General features: G+C 72.0%; 12 protein-coding genes. 8 read left to right on the top strand and 4 right to left on the bottom strand.

The annotated features are described in order from the left end of the window. Positions 1-23: 23 nt before the first annotated feature. From nrfD to fdh, 3 genes are all read right to left on the bottom strand, one after another. The gene (gene nrfD / locus ABD143_RS13515; RefSeq protein WP_343976567.1) at positions 24-1,109 is read right to left on the bottom strand and encodes an NrfD/PsrC family molybdoenzyme membrane anchor subunit; all 1,086 of its coding nucleotides are present in this window, start codon (positions 1,107-1,109) and stop codon (positions 24-26) included. Beyond that, the gene (locus tag ABD143_RS13520) at positions 1,109-2,017 is read right to left on the bottom strand and encodes a 4Fe-4S dicluster domain-containing protein (RefSeq protein ID WP_343977413.1); all 909 of its coding nucleotides are present in this window, start codon (positions 2,015-2,017) and stop codon (positions 1,109-1,111) included. Before ABD143_RS13520 ends, nrfD begins: the two co-directional genes overlap by 1 nt. Before the next feature lie 110 nt (positions 2,018-2,127). Next, positions 2,128-5,325 (bottom strand): formate dehydrogenase, encoded by a 3,198-nt coding sequence (gene fdh / locus ABD143_RS13525; protein WP_343976570.1) that lies wholly within the window; start codon positions 5,323-5,325, stop codon positions 2,128-2,130. A 492-nt stretch (positions 5,326-5,817) separates the two neighbouring features. Between fdh and ABD143_RS13530 the strand changes: the two genes are divergently transcribed. The 8 genes from ABD143_RS13530 (at position 5,818) to ABD143_RS13565 (ending at position 14,700) form a co-directional block, all read left to right on the top strand. Then, a complete protein-coding gene (locus ABD143_RS13530) occupies positions 5,818-6,009 on the top strand; it encodes a hypothetical protein (RefSeq protein WP_343976573.1) in 192 nt (63 codons plus the stop codon). A 28-nt stretch (positions 6,010-6,037) separates the two neighbouring features. Beyond that, positions 6,038-7,264: an FAD binding domain-containing protein gene (locus ABD143_RS13535; protein WP_343976576.1), complete on the top strand. Its 1,227-nt coding sequence runs from the start codon at positions 6,038-6,040 to the stop codon at positions 7,262-7,264. A gap of 50 nt (positions 7,265-7,314) precedes the next feature. Further along, entirely contained in the window at positions 7,315-9,195 is a 1,881-nt protein-coding gene (locus ABD143_RS13540) for a helix-turn-helix domain-containing protein (RefSeq protein WP_343976579.1), read from the top strand. A 191-nt stretch (positions 9,196-9,386) separates the two neighbouring features. Beyond that, on the top strand, positions 9,387-10,256 hold the full coding sequence (locus ABD143_RS13545; RefSeq protein ID WP_343976582.1) for an FAD binding domain-containing protein: 870 nt from the start codon (positions 9,387-9,389) through the stop codon (positions 10,254-10,256). Between the two features lie 8 nt (positions 10,257-10,264). Next, positions 10,265-10,765 carry a (2Fe-2S)-binding protein gene (locus ABD143_RS13550; RefSeq protein ID WP_343976585.1) on the top strand — a complete coding sequence of 167 codons (501 nt, stop codon included), beginning with the start codon at positions 10,265-10,267 and terminating at the stop codon, positions 10,763-10,765. Further along, entirely contained in the window at positions 10,762-13,215 is a 2,454-nt protein-coding gene (locus ABD143_RS13555; protein ID WP_343976587.1) for a xanthine dehydrogenase family protein molybdopterin-binding subunit, read from the top strand. The genes ABD143_RS13550 and ABD143_RS13555 overlap by 4 nt, the downstream gene beginning before the upstream one ends. After that, the gene (locus ABD143_RS13560) at positions 13,212-13,982 is read left to right on the top strand and encodes an SDR family NAD(P)-dependent oxidoreductase (protein ID WP_343976590.1); all 771 of its coding nucleotides are present in this window, start codon (positions 13,212-13,214) and stop codon (positions 13,980-13,982) included. Before ABD143_RS13555 ends, ABD143_RS13560 begins: the two co-directional genes overlap by 4 nt. A gap of 31 nt (positions 13,983-14,013) precedes the next feature. Continuing rightward, positions 14,014-14,700, top strand: coding sequence for a cyclase family protein (locus tag ABD143_RS13565; RefSeq protein ID WP_343976593.1), 687 nt, complete (start codon positions 14,014-14,016; stop codon positions 14,698-14,700). A 25-nt stretch (positions 14,701-14,725) separates the two neighbouring features. Here ABD143_RS13565 and ABD143_RS13570 read toward each other — a convergent pair whose 3' ends face one another. After that, a complete protein-coding gene (locus tag ABD143_RS13570; protein WP_343976596.1) occupies positions 14,726-16,768 on the bottom strand; it encodes a sensor histidine kinase in 2,043 nt (680 codons plus the stop codon). Positions 16,769-16,864 lie beyond the last annotated feature (96 nt).

The following is a 16,864-nucleotide window of genomic DNA, read 5'->3' on the forward strand; positions in this document are numbered from 1 at the left end:
CGGGCCAGCGTGCCGACCGCGGTTCAGTTGTGCGGGACCGGGGATGTCGCATCGGCGAGCCACGAGCCCTCGGATCGCGACGGCCCGTCCTGCGCGGTGAGCCGGGCCCGCTGCGGGACGACCACGTGCTGCGGGTCCGCGGCCGACGCCACGCCCGCCTCGAACGCGCCGAACCGGGTGGCCATCGAGCCCGCAGCGAGGGCGACACCGGAGGCGACAACGGCGATCCGGCCGCGCCGGTCGGCCGGCCCAGCGAGAAGGGCCCCCAGCCCGCCGGCGGCCGTGAGAATCCGGGCGGCCCGGTTCCATCGCCCCGCCTTCCCTGTGCGGTACGCCCCCGCGATGTCGCCCGGAAGGCGCTCGAGCCGCCGCTCCAGCACCTCACCCACGGCGATCTCGGCTGCGGCCCCGGCAACGGCGAGTCGCACCATCGGCATGCGCTCCCGCCGTTCGGCGCGGGTGAGCCCGGTGACGACCAGCTGCGCCCCCGCGCCGGCGGCCGCGCCGCTGGCCGCGAACAGCAGCGGCAGCTCGTTGCGGGCCTCGTGCCAGGCCGGTACGGCGGTGTCAGCCAGCAGGACCCCCGTGTAGCTGGCCAGGGGCGGGCCGAGGAGCGCGGCACCGAAGCCGGCCAGCCGCCCCAGCCGCGGGGCGATGCCGGTGAGCTCCGAAGCTGCGGAGGCCGCGGCCAGCCCGGCGAACGGGCTGAGGATCCACGAGCCGATCGACAGCGGCGAGGTCGGCTTGATCACCCGCAGCATGTTGACGAAGCGGGTGGGGCGGCCGAGGTCGTGGATGAGGGCCACCGTGCCCGCCACCGCGCCGCCGATGGCGACGAGCCTGCCCCCGCGCCGCAGCATCGGCCTGCCGGTCACGTCGCCGAGCGCCGCGGCCACCGCGGACGTCCCCGCCATACCGCCGCCCCACAGGTACAGCGGCACGTCGGGGTTCTTCCACGTCGGCTTCTTGAGGATCGGCCGCCCGTAGTAGGAGGCGAACTCCGCCTCCGGCACCATCGAGCCCTTGACGCGCTGGTGACCCCGCCGCTCCCGCCGACCCGCGTGGCCGTCGCCCAGCACATCGACCGGGTTGTCGCCGCCTCCTGGCATCAGCGCGCCTCCTTCGACCGGGACTGCCCACCGAAGAACGAGCCCACGATCGCGGCCGTCAGGCCGACCGCGGCGAGCGCGGCCCGCTTCCACATCTGCGGGAGGTCCCGCGTGGTCACCACCGGGTCCGGCGGCAGCCCGTAGACCTCGGGCTCGTCGAGCAGCAGGAAGAACGCCCCGTCACCACCGACGCCGTCGTCGGGGTCGCGGCCGTAGAGCCGCGCTTCGGCCACCCCGCCGGCGTGCAGCTGCTCCAGCCGCCGGTCGGCCCGTTCCCGCAGCTCGTCCAGCGGGCCGAACTGGATCGACTCGGTCGGGCACGCCTGAGCGCATGCCGGCGTCAGCCCGTCCCTGGTGCGGTCGTAGCAGAGCGTGCACTTGAAGGCCCGCCCGTCGCCGGGCCGGACGTCGATCACCCCGTACGGGCAGGCCGACACGCAGTACCCACAGCCGTTGCAGACGTCGGGCTGCACGAAGACGGTGTCGAACTCGGTGCGGATCAGCGCCCCGGTCGGGCAGACGTCCAGGCAGGCCGCGTGCGTGCAGTGCTTGCACACGTCCGAGGACATGAGCCACCGGACGTCGTCCCCTGGCTGGGATGGGGACTCCCCGGCGTGGGCATGGTCGCGGTGGCTCTCGATGAACGCCACGTGCCGCCAGGTGGAGGCTCCAAGCGCGCCGGTGTTGTCGTAGGACATGCCGAGCAGGTCCATGTCCCGCAGCCCCTCGAGGTCCGACGGCGTGTCGCCCGTCGGGTCGACGTCGGGCGGGACGGCGTTCCACTCCTTGCACGCCACCTCGCAGGCCTTGCACCCGATACAGACCGAGGTGTCGGTGAAGAAGCCCAGCCGCGGCGGCCGCTCGCCGGGCATGCCCAGATAGGACGCCCGCTCGGTCTGCCCCGTCATCGGTGTGGTGTAGGCGGTACCGACGTTGCTGCCGAACGCGGCCGTCGGGTCGGTGGTACCGCCTGCCGGCCTGCTGCCGGCCCGCTCGACCGGGCTGCCGGGGTAATCACTCATGCGAGTCCCGCCCTTCGCCGGTAGTCGTCGACGAATGCCAGCAGCTCAGGTCCGTGCGGGCGCCGTCCCGGGCGGATATCACAGGTCAGCACCTTGGACTCCTGGATGTGGACGTTGGGATCGAGCGTAATCGACAGCAGGTCGTTGGCGCTGTCGCCCGTCGCGAGGCCGTTGTGGCCGAAGTGCCACGGGATGCCGATCTGGTGGGTCGCGCGGCCCTCGATGCGCAGCGGTGTCATCCGCCTCGTCACGAGCACCCTCAGCTCGATCGCGTTGCGAGCCGTGACGACGGTCGCCCACCCGAGGTGGGCGATCCCCCGCTCCTGGGCCAGCTCGGGCGAGATCTCGCAGAACGCCTCGGGCTGCAGCTCGGCGAGGTAGGGAAGGTGGCGGCTCATGCCACCCGCGGTCTGATGCTCGGTGAGGCGGTAGGTGGTGAGCACGTACGGGAAGACCTCGGACCCCACCGGGTGGTGGCGGTTGCCCGGCTGGTCGTACAGCATCGCCGCCGGATTGCGCGGCTGCGCGGGGTGCAGCATGTTGACGTATGGCGTCTCAGCCGGCTCGTAGTGCGTGGGCATCGGTCCGTCGACCAGCCCCGCGGGCGCGAAGAGCCACGCCTTGCCGTCCGTCTGCATGATGAACGGATCGTCGCCTGCCAGCGCGGCCACGGCCGTGGCGCCGGGCGGCGGGACGTAGTCCGGCGGCGTCCGGACGGGGAAGTCCGGCACGTCGTGGCCCGTCCATTTCTCCCCGTCCCACCAGACCAGAGCCTTCTGCTCGCTCCACGGCTTCCCTGCCGGGTCGGCCGAAGCGCGGTTGTACAGCTGGCGCCGGTTCGCGGGCCACGCCCAGCCCCACTCCGCCGCCACCCAGTCCTGCTCGCGGGCCGGCTTGCGCCGCGCGGCCTGGTTCACGCCGTCGGCGTACACCCCGGTGTAGATCCAGCAGCCGCAGCGCGTGGAGCCGTCGTCGCGGAGCTGGGTGTAGGCGTCGAGCAGCTCGCCGGCGGGGCCGTAGCCGTTGATCTCCTGCAGCACGGCCTCGGCACTCGGGTCGGCCATGGGGCCGTGCACGGGGTAATCCCAGGTCAGGGCCTGGATCGGGGCGTCCTTGGGATCGTCGGAATCGGCCAGCTTCTCCTTGATGATCCGCCCGAGGTGGTAGAAGAACCACAGCTCGCTGCGGGCGTCGTCCGGCGGCTCGACGGCCTTGTGCCGCCACTGCAACAGCCGCTGGGTGTTCGTGAACGTGCCTTCCTTCTCCACGTGGTTGGCCGCCGGCATGAGGAACACCTCGGTGCCGATGTCCTCGGTACGCAGCTCCCCGGACTCGATCTCCGGGGAGTTCTTCCAGAACGTCGCGGTCTCGACGGCGACGAAGTCGCGCACGACCAGCCATTCCGTCTTGGCCAGGCCCAGCCGCTGCATTCTGGCGTTGGCGCTGCCGACGGCCGGGTTCTCCCCGGCGACGATGTAGCCGGGCACCTTCCCGTCGACCATCTCGAGCACGGTCCGGTAGTTGTTGTGGTCGCCGGTAAGGCGTGGCAGCCAGTCGAACCCGAAGTCGTTCTCCGCGGTGGCGGCGTCCCCGAACCAGGCCTTGAGCAGGCTCACGATGTAGTGGGACATGTCGCCCCAGTAGCCGGCGACTCCGACGTCGGGGGCGACGTAGCTCGCCAGGGAATCGCCGATGGATCCCGCCGGCATCGGCAGGTAGCCGGGAAGGATGTTGAACAGCGTGGGGATGTCGGTGGAGCCCTGGATGCTGGCGTGGCCGCGCAGCGCGAGGATCCCGCCGCCGGGACGGCCCATGTTGCCCAGCAGTGACTGCAGGATCGACGCGGCCCGGATGTACTGCACCCCGACGCTGTGCTGGGTCCAGCCCACGGCATAGGACCAGTTCGTGGTGCGCTCACGCCCGCCGTTCTCGGTGATCGCCTCAGCCACCGCGCGGAACGAGTCCTGCGGGATGCCGCAGACCTCCTCGACGAACTCCGGCGTGTAGCGGGCGTAGTGGCGCTTGAGGATCTGGAACACGCAGCGCGGGTGCTGCAGCGTCTCGTCGCGCGGCGGCTTCTTGCTCACGGCAACGCCGCGGCTCCCGTACTTGTCGCCGCCCGCGAACAGCTTGTGCTGGTGACCGCCTTGCTGCTGGACCGATCTGCTCGGCGCGTCGGCGTTCTCGTACGCCCAGGTGGAGACGTCGTAGCAGGCCTGTTCCGGGTCCCAGCCGCTGAAGAGCCCGTCCAGGTCCTCGGTGTCGCGGAAGTCCTCGTTGATGATCGCCGGGGCGTTGGTGTACGCGACGACGTACTCGCGGAACTCCTTCCCCTCGCTCAGCACGTAGTTGATCAACCCGCCCAGTAGCGCGATATCCGTGCCCGCCCGGATCGGGACGTGCAGGTCGGCGACGGCGCTGGTGCGCGTGAATCGCGGGTCGATGTGGATGACCTTCGCCCCGCGCAGCTTGGCGTCCGTCACGAACTGGTAGCCGACGGGATGGCACTCGGCGAAGTTCGACCCCTGGATCACGATGCAGTCGCTCTTCGAGAGGTCCTGCATGAACGACGTGGCGCCGCCGCGACCGAACGAGACCCCCAGACCGGGGACCGTGGAGGAGTGTCAAAGGCGGGCCTGGTTCTCCACCTGTATCGCGCCGAGCGCCGTGTACAGCTTTTTGATCAGGTAGTTCTCCTCGTCGTCCAGTGTGGCCCCGCCGAGGTGGGCGATGCCCATCGTGCGGCGCAGCGGGTGCCCGTCCGCGTCGGTGTCCTCCCACGTCCGGTGCCGGGTGTCGAGCACGCGGTCGGCGATCATGTGCATCGCCGTGTCGAGGTCGAGGTCCTCCCATTCGGTACCGCCGGGGCGCCGGTAGCGGACCGTGGTGACGCGTTGGGGGAGCGTCACGAGCTGGAGGCTGGCGCCGCCTTTCGGGCAGAGCTTCCCCCGCGAGATCGGCGAGTCCGGATCACCCTCGATTTGGATGACCTGCTCGTCCTTCACGAAGACCCGCTGCCCGCAGCCCACCGCGCAGTACGGGCAGACCGACTGGACGACGCGGTCGGCCTCCGCGGTCCGAGGTCGGAGATGGTCGCTGCGCGAGGACCGGGCAGCATCGCCGCGCGCGGTCCGGTCCGCTCCTGTGACCTGCCGTACCGCCGGCCAACTCTCGATCCACTGCCGCACTCCCACTGGCCGTCCCTCCTCAGCGCGGATGCACAATCCGGCGTAGGCGCAAATCAGGTGGAAATGGCGGACGGCAACGAAGCCCGCCTGGCCGAAGTACTCGGCTATTCGGTTTGAAGATCCCGATATCGATCAGGGACCCCAGGCGCCTCCCGGCCTTCGAGGCTAGACCGGAAACGCGCCGGTGACCAGGGGCGTTCGGACCGCGAGCCGCCATCGGCATATCGAGCGGCCCGACCGCGTCCCTCGCACCGGGGCCCGCGAGGCGGGTGCCACGTAGCGCCCGGTGCACGGGCGGCTCGCGGACGGCATCCGCAGGTCGGCGGTCCGGGGCGCCGATTCGAACGTCCCGGGCGCGATACGCCATCCGGTGGAGACACACAGCATCTAGCCCGGTGGGGGCAGCGGGTAAAAGGCGCTCGGGCCGGCCCCCACGATGGTGGCAAAGGGCCGATTCAGCGCGGGATACGCTGCCTTCCTCGGAGAACTCCCGGCATCATGACGCGCCCCGGCAGGGATTCGGAGGCCGATGTGGATCAGATCGAGCTCGTGCTCGCCGATGCGGCCGAAAACCTCCTGCCCGCCCGAATGCAGATGGCGGTGTCGCTGGGCTGGCACATCATCTTCGTCTACTTCGGGCTCACGCTTCCGGTGATCGTCGTGTTCACCGAATGGCGCGCCCACCGGTGAGCGGGTCCTCACCTGGAGCATGACGAGGATGTCCTGGTCGGGGTGTGTTGCCTGCCTGCCGCGGGTCGCCGTCGTCGGCGGCTCGCTCACCGGCCTGACGGCTGCGCTCGTCCTGCGGGACCTCGGCTGCCAGGTCGACGTGCACGAGCGCTCGGCCGCGCCGCTCGACGGCCGCGGCGGAGGCATCGTGCTCCATCCGGTGACCGTCCGGTACCTGCGCGAGAACACGCTGCTCGACCTGCGCACCGTGAGCACGTCGGCGACGTTCCACCGCTACCTCGCGGCCGACGGCACCGTGCTGGACGAGTCCGTCCGCCGGTATCGGTTCACGAGCTACAACGCGCTCTACGGCCCTCTCCTGCGGGCCTTCGGTCGCGAGCGCTACCACATCGGGCACGACGTGACGGGGCTGGCACAGGACGCGGATGGCGTCGAGCTGGCGTTCAGCGACGGCAACACGGCCCGGTGCGACCTGGTCGTGGCCGCCGATGGTGTGTCGTCCTTCGTGCGGCGGACCGTGCTTCCCGACGTGCAGCAGCTCTACGCCGGCTACGTCGCCTGGCGAGGTCTCGTCGACGAGCGCGAGCTGGAGCCGGGGACGGCGGCTGCGCTCGACGACGCCCTGACCTACCACCTGGGGCCGGGGATGCTCGCACTCACCTACCCGATCCCGAACTACGACGGCAAGGCGGAGCCGGGCAGGCGGCTGATGAACCTGGTCTGGTACCGCAACGTGGCGGCGGGCCGGCCGCTCGCCGACCTGCTGACCGACCGGTGGGGGACGCGCCGGGACGTGTCGCTGCCGCCCGGGTCGGTGCGCGACGAGCAGGTGGCCGAGCTGCGGGCCACCGCCGCGGCCGTGCTTCCGCGGCCGCTCGCGGAGGTCGCCCGGCGCGTCGCCGAACCGTTCCTCCAGGTGATGGTGGACGTGGGAGTGCCGCGCATGGCGTTCGGCCGGGTCTGTCTGGTGGGCGACGCCGCCTTCTCCGTGCGCCCGCACGCCGGGGCCGCGACGGCGAAGGGCGCGGACGACGTGTGGTCGCTGGCAGCCGCCCTCACCCAGTGCGAGGGCGACGTCAGGGCCGCCCTGCGTGCGTGGGAACCGGCACAGCTGCAGCTCGGCCGGGCGCTGCTGGAGCGCACGCGTGAGCTGGGCGACGGCGTGCAGTTCCGCGGGGACTGGGTGCCCGGAGACCCGTCCGTCGCCTTCGGGCTACGCCGCCCCGGTGACTCCGCCGACATGCGGGATTCCTGAGCTCGGCGCGGGGTCTTGCGACCGCGGGACCTGCCCGCGACAGTGCAGGGATGGTGGCGCCCGGGGTGCCGGCATCGCTGCGGTCGTGGATGTCCGCCGTCAGCGAGATCGCCCGTGCCGTGAACGCCGCCGAGTCGCTCGACGCGGTGCTGGCCAGGGTCGCGGAGCTGGCCTGCGACCTGATCGGCTTCGAGTTCTGCGCCGTGATGCTGGCCGACGCCACCGGGGAGCACCTGCACGTCGAAGGATGGCGCGGCCTGACCCCGGACTACATCGCCCTGCTCGGCGACGGCGGCTCGCTCCTCGTGCACCCGTCGGGGCCGCCGCTCGACACCCCCGCCGCCCGGGCCTTCCGGGAAGGCCGCACGGTGGCCGTGCCGGATGTCCGGGTGGCCACGGACTACGGCAGGCTGCCCGACCTCGCCTCGGCGCAGGGTTACCGCGGTCTGGTGGCGGTGCCGCTCCCGGCAGCGGAGGACGACGGCGGCCCGGCGGCGGCGACGGGTGTGCTCGTCGGGTACTCGGTCACCGCCCGCGACTTCGCGCCGGCGGAGATCGAGCTGGTCGAGCTACTCGCCGGGCAGGCCGCGCTGGCGCTGGAGACCTCGCGGCTGCGCGCCGGTCAGCAGGAGGTGATCGGGGAGCTCTCCCGCACCAACGACGAGCTGCGCCGCGGACGGGCCGAGCTGGAATGGGCCGAACAACGGCACCGCGAGCTGATGCAGCTGGTGCTCGACGAGGTGGGGCTCGCGGGCCTCGTCGCCGCGCTCGCGCGGACGCTCGGCGCATCGGTGACGGTCGAGGACGCCGACGGCAGGCTGCTGGCCCGGGCCCCGGACGAGGGCTACCGGCCCCCGCCGGACGCGGCGGCGCGGCGGCGCGCACCCGCCCGGCAGGCGCTGGAGGACCTGGCCCGCCGCTACGAGGTCGTGCGGATCCCGGTTGTGGCGCCTGCGGGCCCGGTGCTGCCGGGCGCCCCGAACGACGCGCGCCGGGAGAAGGCCTGGGTCGCCCCGGTCGTGCTCGGCCACGAGCTGGTGGGACGCCTCTGGGTCACCGCGCCGCCCGCCGTCCCGGCGCCCGTGCAGCTGCGCGTGATCGAGCGGTTCGCGCTCGTGGTCGCGCTGGAGTTGCTGAAGGCACGCCACCTCGTGGCCGTGGAAGGGCGGCTCTCCGGGGACTTGGTCGCCGACCTCCTGCGCCAGGAGGGGCCGCTGCACCCGCAGTCGCTGCTGGACCGGGCCGCGGCGCTCGGCCACGACCTGGCGGTGCCGCGGACGGTCGCGGTGCTGGCGGTCGACGGGCAACTTCCGGCGGGTGTGCGGGTTGCCGAAGTGGCCAGGGCGGCGGCGGGTCCGGACGCCACTCCGCTGGTCGGCGCCCACGAGGACGGCTACGTCTTGCTCGTACCGGACGAGCCGGAGCCAGTGGACGTCCTGCGCCGGGTGCGGGCTCAGGTCGCGCAGCTGGCGGGGCCCAGTTGTCCGGTCACACTCGTCGCGGGTCCGACGGCGCGCACGCCTGAGGAGTACGCACCTGCCTACCGGGTGGCCCGCGGGGCAGCCCGGCTGCGGCGCGCAGCCCGGCCGGGGGGCTTCGTGGACGCGCGACAGCTCGGGTTGTCGGCGCTGCTGCTGGAGACCGGCGCCCCGGACGCGCTGCGGCGCTTCGCGAGCTCGGGGCTGCGCCCGCTCGTGCTGCACGACGAGCGGCGCGGCGGCGACCTCGTCTCGACGCTGCGCGTGTGGCTGCGCACGGGGTGCTCCACGTCCGCCACTGCCGCGGAGCTTGTGGTGCACCCCAACACGGTCGGCTACCGGCTGGGCCGCATCGAGCAGCTGACTGGTCGCAGCCTGCGCGGCATCGACGCGCGCCTGGAACTGCAGCTCGCGCTGACCGTGCGTGACATCGTGCGGCTGGACGAGTCCTAAGGAGCGCTTCTTCGGCGGGGAAGTTCCTGTGGTGGTTGCCAGCAAACGGCCCGAGTTCCTGGGGCCGCACACATGGCCGCCCCGCGACGGCCCGGCCAGGATCGGTGAGTGCGCGTGACGGCGGTCACAAGCAAGCATCGCGTTCTGCCGCCGAGCCGCATCGAGGAGGCCTCCGTGCCCGGGATGTCGTCGTGAAGCCCCCGCCGTTCCGCTACAGCGCACCGATCACTGTGGCCGAGGCCGTCGGGCTGCTCGTCGAGCACGCCGACGACGAGCCCCGCCTGCTCGCCGGCGGGCAGAGCCTGGTCCCGCTGATGAACCTCCGGCTCGCCCAACCCGGCCACCTGGTCGACCTGCGCCGGGTCGGCGAGCTGGCCGGGATCCGCGTCGAGGACGACGCGGTCGTGCTGGGGGCGATGACGCGGCAGGCCGCGGTGGAGGACTCGCCGGAGGTCGCCGTGGCCGCGCCGCTGCTGGCCGAGGCGATCGGGCTCGTGGCGCACCGGCCGATCCGCAACAGCGGCACCGTCGGCGGCAACATCGCGCACGCCGACCCTGCCGCCGAGCTGCCAGTCGTCGCGCTCGCCCTCGACGCCCAGATGGTCGCGGCCGGCCCGGGCGGGACCCACCGGATCCCCGCCGCCGAGTTCTTCCTCGGCCCCTTCACCACCTCGCTCCAGCCCGACGAGATCCTCACGGAGGTCCGGCTGCGGCGCCGCGGCGGCGGACACGCGTTCGTCGAGTTCGCGCGCGGGTACGGCAACTTCGCGATCGTCGCCGTCGCCGCGGTCGTAGAGGTCGCCGACGGCCGGGTCGCCAGCGCGTCGATCACGCTCGGGGGCGTCGGCCCCACTGCGGTGCGGGCGACGGCCGCCGAGGAGCTACTGACCGGCGCGGCCGTCGCCGCGGTCGACATCGCGGCCGTCGCCGAGGCCGCCGTGGCCGGTCTCACCCCGGCCGGCGACGTGCACGCCAGTGCGGTGATCCGTACCGATCTCGCGCGTGTGCACGTCCGGCGCGCGCTCGAGCTCAGCCTGTCCCGCGCTCAGGACGAGAGGTGAGCCCCGATATGACCGAGAAGCACCGCATCGAACTGGTGGTCAACGGCCGGAGGCACACCGCCGAGGTGGAGCCGCGCACGCTGCTCGTCGACTTCCTCCGGGACGAACTGGGCCTCAAGGGCACGCACATCGGCTGCGAGCACGGCGTCTGCGGGGCCTGCACGGTGCTGCTCGACGGGCGCACGATCCGATCCTGCACGACGTTCGCCGTGCAGGCCGAGGGTGCGCACGTGGGCACGGTCGAGGGTCTTGCCGACGGCCCGGACCTGCACCCGCTGCAGGACGAGTTCTGGGACAAGCAGGCCTTGCAGTGCGGCTTCTGCACCCCGGCGATGTTGCTGACCGCGAGCGAGCTGCTCGAGAGGAACCCGGACCCGACGCCCGCGCAGGTCCGCGAGGCCGTCTCCGGCAACCTGTGCCGCTGCACCGGCTACCAGTTCATCACCGAGGCCGTCCTGGCCGCGGCGGCGCGGATGCGCGCAGGCGAGCAGACGGGGGCGCAGGCATGACCGGCCGCGACCGTTCCGGAGCCCCACCGGTCCGCACCCACAAGGAGGAGCGGAACTGGGTCGGCAAGTCCATCCGTCGCGTGGAGGACCCGAAGTTCCTGCGCGGGCGCGGCGGCTACATCGCCGATCTCGTCACCCCCTGGACGCTGCACGCCGCGGTACTGCGCAGTCCGTACGCGCACGCGCGGATCGTCGCGATCGACACGACCGCGGCCGAGGCGCTCGACGGGGTGCACGCGGTGATCACCGGCGCGCAGGCGGCCGAATTGACCGATCCCATGCCCGACTTCGGGCCGGACCCCGCCAACCACACGTGGCGCTGCCTCGCTGTGGACAAGGTGCGCTACGTCGGCGAGGGCGTCGCGATCGCGGTCGCCGACAGCCGCTACCTCGCCGAGGACGCGCTGGGCCTCATCGAGGTCGAGTACGAGCCGCTCCCGGCGGTCGTCGACCCGGAGGCCGCGTTGGCCGACGGGTCCGCGCTGGTGCACGAGACGTTGGGGTCGAACTGCGCCTACGAGCGCACGTTCGACTTCGGCGAGGTCGACCGGGACTTCGCCGAGGCGGACCTGGTGGTCCGCGACAGGCTGCGCTGGCACCGTTCTGGCGGGCAGCCGCTGGAGACCGTCGGCGCGATCGCCGACTTCGACCACGCCACCGGCCAGGTCACGATCGACACCAACTCGCTCAGCTTCACCAGCTACCTGTTCATGGTGGCCGGCACGCTGAGGATCCCGGCGAACAAACTCGACATCCGCCCCGTCCCCGCGGGCGGGAGCTTCGGCTCGAAGCTCTTCGCGACGAAGCCTGCCGTGATCGCGGCGATGTGTTCCCGCGTGGCCGGCCGGCCGGTCGTGTACCTGGAGGACCGGATCGACAACATGTCGAACTGCGACCACCACGGCTCCGACCGGATCTACGAGGTCGAGCTCGCGGTGATGCGCGACGGCACGCTGCGCGGCATCAAGATCGACACCATCGACGACTACGGCGCCTACATCCAGTTCGGCGTCGGCCATCACGGTAATGCGCTGGCGCAGGTCACCGGCCCGTACAAGATCGGCAGCGTGCGCTATCGCGTCCGGGCGGTGCTGACGAACAAGAACCAGCAGGGCGCCTACCGCGGGTTCGGTTCCGAGGTGAACAACTGGATGCTCGAGCAGATGGTCGACAAGGCCGCGCGCGAGCTGGGAATGGACCCGGTGCAGATCCGGCGCCGGAACTTCATCCAGCCGTCGGACTTCCCGTATTTCGTCCCCACCGGCAACGTCTACGACTCGGGCAACTACGGCGCTGTGCTCGACGAGGCGCTCAAGCTCGCGGACTACGACCGGTGGCGCGCCGAGCAGGCGAAGGCCCGCGACGAGGGCCGCTACATCGGCGTCGGGCTGATCAGCGCCCAGGAGCGCAGCGTGTTCTCCGCGACCGAGTTCTGGTTCTGGTTCGACGAGCCGGGCGCGCCGGTCACGAGCATGCCGGAGAGCGTCACGCTCAAGGTCGACGCGACCGGCGGCATCACCGCCACGCTGTACTCCTGCGCCTTCTGGGGCAACAGCCCCGAGACCATGGTCGCCCAGCTCGTGGCCGAGGAGTTCGACTGCGACCCGCACGCTGTGTCGGTGGTCTACCAGGGCAGCAAGAACGGCCTCCCCGCGACCGGCCCGGGCGGCTCGCGCACCACCGTGATGCTCGCCGGGGCCGTCGAGGGGGCCACGGCCAAGATCAAGGCCAAGGCGTTGCGCACGGCCGCGCACCTGCTGGAGGCCGACCCGGACGACCTCAAGTGGGTCGACGGCGGGTTCCAGGTCAAGGGGGTGCCTGAGCAGCGCAAGAGCCTGGCCGACATCGCGGTGGTGCTGCACCTGTTCAAGCACAGCCTCCCCGAGGACGTGGAGTCGGGGCTGGAGGAGTGCAAGGTCTACGACCACCCGTACACGACGATGCCCTCGTCCGACCGCAAGGACCTCGGCGTCTTCTACCCGTTCATGGGGCACGCCTGCCACGTTCCCGTCGTGGAGGTGGACGTCGAGACCGGGGCGGTCACCTTCCTCGCCTACGCCGCCGTGCACGACTGCGGCACGCTCGTCAATCCGCGATCGCTCGCCGGCCACATCGTCGGGGGCACGGCGCAGGGCATCGGCACGGCGTTGCACGAGGAGTTCGTCTACGACGCGGACGGGCAGTTGCTTTCGTCCAGCTTCCTGGACTACCAGATCCCGACCGCGATGGAGGTGCCCGCACTGGCGATCGGGCACGCCGAGACACCGTCGCCCTACACCCCGCACGGCATCAAGGGCGGCGGCGAGGGCGGCCGGATGATGGCGCCGGCGGCGGTCAACGCGGCCGTCAACGACGCGCTCGCGCCGCTGGGCGTCCGCCTGACCGAGCTGCCGATGACCCCGGAGCGCATCCTGACCGCTCTGCGGGCGTCGCCGGGTCGCGCGCTGTGACGCCTCGCGTGGCCGTCGTCACGGGGGCCAACCGGGGGATCGGGCGGGCTGTCGCCGCTGCCCTGGCCGCCGACGGCTTCGACGTCGCCATCACCGCGCGCGACCCGGCGACGCTCGCCAACACCGTCGTGGACGTCGAGAAGGCCGGTGCCATGGCGCTGCCGCTGGCCTGCGACGTCCGCGACGAGGAGTCGGTCGCGGCGATGGCCGCGGCGGCGGCCGGGCTCGGGCCGGTACACACCGTCGTCGCGAACGCGGGAGTAGCCGGCCCGACGGCACCGCTGCACGAGCTGACCCTCGCCCAATGGCGCGACTGCCTGGTCACCGATCTCGACGGGGTTTTCCTCACCTTCCGCGCGTTCGTGCCTGCGTTGATCCAGGCCGGAGAGGGCTGCCTCATCGCGATCTCCTCGATGACGGGCAAACGCCCGCTGCACGGGCGCACGCCCTACGCCGCGGCGAAGATGGGCGTGATCGGCCTCGTGCGCACCCTCGCGCTGGAACTGGGCCCGCACGGGGTCCGGGTGAACGCCGTCTGCCCGGGAGCGGTCGCCGGCCCGCGGATCGAGGACGTGGTCCGCGCGCAGGCCGCGGCCCGCGGCATCAGCGAGGACGAGGCGCTCGCCGCCTTCACGGGATCATCGCCGCTCGGGCGGCTCGTGGAGGCCGGGGAGGTCGCCCGCGCCTGTGCCTATCTCGCCTCCGCCGGCGCGGCGGCCGTGACGGGCGAGGACCTGAACGTCACCGCCGGCGTGGTCATGTATTAGCCGGCGTCGTCATGTACCAGGAGGATCCGCCGTGGAGATCATCGACCTGTCGCAGGACATCTACGAGGGCATGAAGGTCTATCCGGGCCATCTCAAGACCGTGCAGTTCGAGCACACCACCCACGAGGAGACCGCGCCCCGATTCGAGGGCGGGTTCTCGTTCCAGACCACCGGCATCATGCTCAACGACAACGGCCCGACGCACGTCGACTCGTTCTCCCACCTCGACCCCGACCCGACCGCGGACACGATCGACAGGATGCCGCTGGAGCTCTTCTACGGCAGCGCGGTCTGTCTGGACGTCACCGAGTTCAAGCCGCAGACCGACATCACCGCAGAGGACCTGGACCGGGTCGAGTCGGACTCCCCCGTCGACGTCCGCCCTGGCGACATCGTGCTGTTCCACACCGGCACCTGGAACAGGTACGCGGGCGACAAGCGCTACCTCACCGACTTCGCCGGCCTCGGTGAGTCGGCGAGCGAGTGGATCGTGCGCCGCGGGGTCAAGACCTTCGGCGTGGACAGCCCGACCCCGGACAACCCGGTGAGCACCCGCTACCCGTGTCACATGATGTGCCGCAGGGAGCACATCACCCACTACGAGAACCTCGCCAACCTCGACCGCGTGGTGAACTCCCGTTTCACGTTCGTCGGGTTCCCGCTCAAGCTGCAGGGGGCGCACGGCGGCCCCACGCGGGCCGTGGCCCTGGTCGGCTGATCCCTGGGCGCGCGGACTTCCGCGTTCAGGCGGGGTTCAGGGGGAGCTCGACGAGGATCGCCGTCCCGTCCCCGGACGGGCTGCTGACCTCGATCGATCCGCCCAGGGCATGCACCCGGTCGCGCAGCCCGATCAGGCCGGAGCCGCGCGCGGGATCGGCGCCGCCGATGCCGTCGTCGCGGATCGAGAGGCGCAGACAGGTATCAGTCTGGTCGACCGCGACGCGCATGCAGGAGGCGCGGGCGTGTTTGGTGGTGTTGGTCAGTGCCTCGGACACGATGTAGTAGGCCGCTACCTCGATCCGGTCCTCGACGCGGGTTTCGGTCCGGACGTCGAGTTCCACCGGAATCGCGGTGCGGCGGGCGAGCGTACGCAGGGCCGAGCTGAGCCCGCCCTCGGCGAGGATCGCCGGGTGGATGCCGCGGGCGAGCTCGCGCAGTTCGTCGAGCACCTCGTCGAGCTCGTCGGCGGCTCGACCGAGCTCCGCCTGAAGGGTGGAGCGGTCCGACGGCTCGGTGGACCGGGCCAGGCGCAGCCCGAGGCTGAGCGAGACCAGTCGCTGCTGGGTGCCGTCGTGCAGGTCGCGCTCGATCCGGCGCCGGGCATCGTCGGTGGCCGTGATGATCCGGGCGCGGGAGGCGTCGAGCTGCGCGCGACTGTCGGCGTTCGCGATCGCGGTGCCGATGAGCTCCGTGAAGTCCGCAACGCGCTGTTCGGCGTCGGCCGGGAGGTGCTCGCGCCTCGTCCCGGTGCCGATCGCGCCCCACAACCGTCCCTCGACGATGATGGGCGCCGCGACCCCCGACCGGATTCCCATCCGACGGAGGTTGTCGCCGTAATCGTCGGAGGCCTCGCTCAAGTCGTCGACGCGGGCCACGCGGCCCGTGCGCAGAGCGACCGCCAAAGGCAGCGGCGGCTCAGGATTCCAGCGGCTCCCCACCGGGAACACGTCGGGCCGGTCGCCGACGCGGGTGAGGATGGTCGCCGCGCCGTCGGGATCGAGGCGGAGGATGGTCGTGGAGTCGGCGTCGAGGACGCTCCCGACCTGCTCCGCGACGGCCGCGAGCACCTCGGCCGGTGACGCCCCGCGGGCCACCAGTGTCGCGACCCGGCGCAGCGCCGCCTGTTCCTCGGCGAGCCTGCGCAGTTGGTCGCGGCTCGCCTCGAGCTGGGCACGCCCCTCGGCGTTCGCGATCGCGGTGCCGATCAGCTCGGTGAAACCGGCCATGCGCTCTTCGGTGTCGGCCGGAAAACGCTCGCGCCGCGTCCCGACCGCGACCGCGCCCCACAGCCGCCCCTCGACGACGATCGGAGCCGCGACCCCCGACCGGAGTCCAAGCCGGCGGATTGCGTCGGCGTACGCGTCGGTAGTGTCGCTGAAATCGTCGATGCGAGCCGGGCGGCCCGTATCCAAGACGGCCGCCAAGGCCAACGGCGGCTCGGGCCTCCAGCGGCTCCCCATCGGGAACTCGGCGGGGTACGCACCGACGCGGGCCACGACGGTCGCCGCGCCGTCGGGATCGAGTCGAACGATGTTCGTGCCGTCGGCCCCCAGGACGCTGCCGACCTCCTCCGCGACGGCCGCGAATACCTCCGCCGGTTGCGCGCCGCGCGCGACCAGCGTGGCGACCCGGCGCAGCGCGGCCTGCTCTTCGGCAAGCCTGCGCAGCTCCTCGCGGCTCTGCGCGTTCGCGCGCGCGATGGCACGGCGGCGGGCGGCCAATCCGACAACCGAGCTGGCCGCGCAGGCAACGAGGAGGAACGCGACCAAAGCCACCTGATTGTTGGGGTCGGAAATGGCGAGGTTGTGCAGTGGCGGGATGAAGTAGTAGGACAGCAGCCCCGCTGCCGCGACTGCGGCGGCCAGCGCCGGGAGCAGCCCACCGACCAGCGCCACGACCCCTACGGCGATGAGGTAGAGGAGCATTTGGCTAGGCAGGTTCAAGATGTCGCGAAGCTGGGCCAGACCCAGGGTCAGCAGGGGAAGAACAACCAGCGCGGTCAGCGCACCGGCGAACCGACGCCGCGGGGACAGCACCGGGCTCATGGCCGGCAGCCGTCGAGTCACGGCGGGCTTCCTGGATGGCGTTGTATGCACGTCGAGGTCGCCCTTCCCGTCGGGCGGGTGGCGGTTACGCCGAGCCCGGTCCCATCGGCGGCTGGG

It is taken from the genome of Pseudonocardia aurantiaca, from assembly GCF_039526725.1.
GTDB lineage: Bacteria > Actinomycetota > Actinomycetes > Mycobacteriales > Pseudonocardiaceae > Pseudonocardia > Pseudonocardia aurantiaca.